Below are 1,666 nucleotides of genomic sequence, written 5' to 3' on the forward strand. Positions count from 1 at the left end.
CATTTGGCAATAGCTTTGGAGAGCGACATGGTGCTTCGAATGGATTCCCCGGCCCCTGCCATCAAGGTGCAGAGCTGGCTGCGTGGCGAGCCGCTGACAGCCTTCCAGCCTGGGAAACTGTACATCGTCGAATTTTGGGCGACGTGGTGTGGCCCATGCGTGTCGGCGATGCCCCATCTGGCGGAGCTGCAGGAGAAATATAAGGATCGCGGGCTTGAGGTTGTCGGAGTCGCAGCTTCTGAACACGCTCCGACCGCGGACGAAGCGCGTACCAAGCTGGACGCGTGGTTGACCGAAAACTGCTCGTATCTGAATTATCGGATCGCGTTCGACTTCACAGGCGAAATGGGCAAGCTTTGGATGGAACCCAGCCTCTCCCTCAGGATTCCGACCTCGTTCGTTGTCGATCGTGATGGCGCCATCGCCTTTATCGGTCATCCGACGGAACTCGATAAGGTCTTGCCCAAAGTGATCAACGGCCGCTGGCGCACCAGCAAGCAAGCGAAAGCCGGTGATGCGAAGCGGATTGCCGAAGACGAAGCCAGAATGGTGAAGATGCCGATTTTTGAGAAGTATTATGCGGCGTTCAAGGCACAGGAGTGGCACACGGCGCTCTCGGCCATCGAAGAGGGTGTCGCCTTGTTCCCGGACGATCCCAATATCCGCACGTGCCATGCGAATCTGCTGCTTCACGAAATGCGCGACATGCGGGCAGGCATGCCGGTCATGCAGCTCTTCGTTCGCGACGCGATCAACCAAAATTGCGTGAATTGGCTCTCTGATGCGCTGGAACAACTCTTCGATCCGGAGGAGGACTATTCGTACCTTCCTTCTGCCGAGCGCTTCGCGATGGGCAAGGAGCTATCCGAACACATCCTGGCTCTGGATCCCCCGGCAGGCGACGGCGCCTTCAAGTTCCTGTATTATCCGGCGCTCGGTCAGTACTTTTACGAGAGCGGCGACAAGGATCGCGCGATCGAGTTGATCGAAGTGGCACTGAAGTCGCTCGCCGATTGGCAGAATTTCTCGGAAAAAACGAAACGGCGGATTGGACAGCGATTGCTGCAGGCCCTGGCCAACTACAAGGGTGAGCAGGTTTGCTCACAAGATCTTTGTGTGGCTCCACAACAGGATTTCCCGAAGCCAAACCGCACCCGGCGGAAGACGAAAGATGAAGAGGGATGACAGGTCGGAAATGCCGTGGCCTGACTGGGCGAATTGTTGGGCGAGTGCACGCGCGCCGCAAGCACGCCGTAAAAGGCGATTGAAGTCTGGGCGTATGCGCCGTCGCCATCCTGGGTTGATGGGCTGCTGTCCCTGATCCTTCCTCTGTGCGCAGCAGCAAAGGCCTGCCTCGCGAGCTCAGGCGGGACGTCGTCAATGATGGTCGGTCGGCGCCGCGCCCAACGATCGGTGAGCTAAAGTCGCGGCATCGGTTCTCCGAAAACCGAGCGTCTTCGGCGAACCGTGTTGCGAGCGGTACCCCTCGCGCTGTCCCGCTGGCCGCGTCCCCAGGTGCAGGACTTCGCCTGCATCCCAAGAACCAGCTCTAGTCGCTCGGTTCAGCGTCTCCATGAACGATCCTGAGACATGGATCCTATAGTCTGGACGCCACAAACTCTTCGGCCGTCAAGCCGGTCGGCCGCAAGCAGATCCGGCCGGATTA

The 1,666-nt window shown here is 58.9% G+C and carries 1 protein-coding gene; it reads left to right on the forward strand.

Features of this window, described 5'->3' with window-relative positions; translation table 11 throughout:
• The first annotated feature begins 27 nt into the window (after nucleotides 1-27).
• Complete coding sequence (locus M727_RS0132740) at nucleotides 28-1,185, forward strand: TlpA disulfide reductase family protein (RefSeq protein WP_027156030.1); 1,158 nt, start codon at nucleotides 28-30, stop codon at nucleotides 1,183-1,185.
• The last annotated feature ends 481 nt before the right edge of the window (nucleotides 1,186-1,666 follow it).

Source organism: Mesorhizobium sp. WSM2561 (genome assembly GCF_000513915.1).
Lineage (GTDB): Bacteria > Pseudomonadota > Alphaproteobacteria > Rhizobiales > Rhizobiaceae > Mesorhizobium > Mesorhizobium muleiense.

Coding starts and splice junctions, on each gene's coding strand:
- M727_RS0132740 (WP_027156030.1), top strand. CDS start 28: ATGGTGCTTCGAATGGATTCCCCGGCCCCTGCCATCAAGGTGCAGAGC.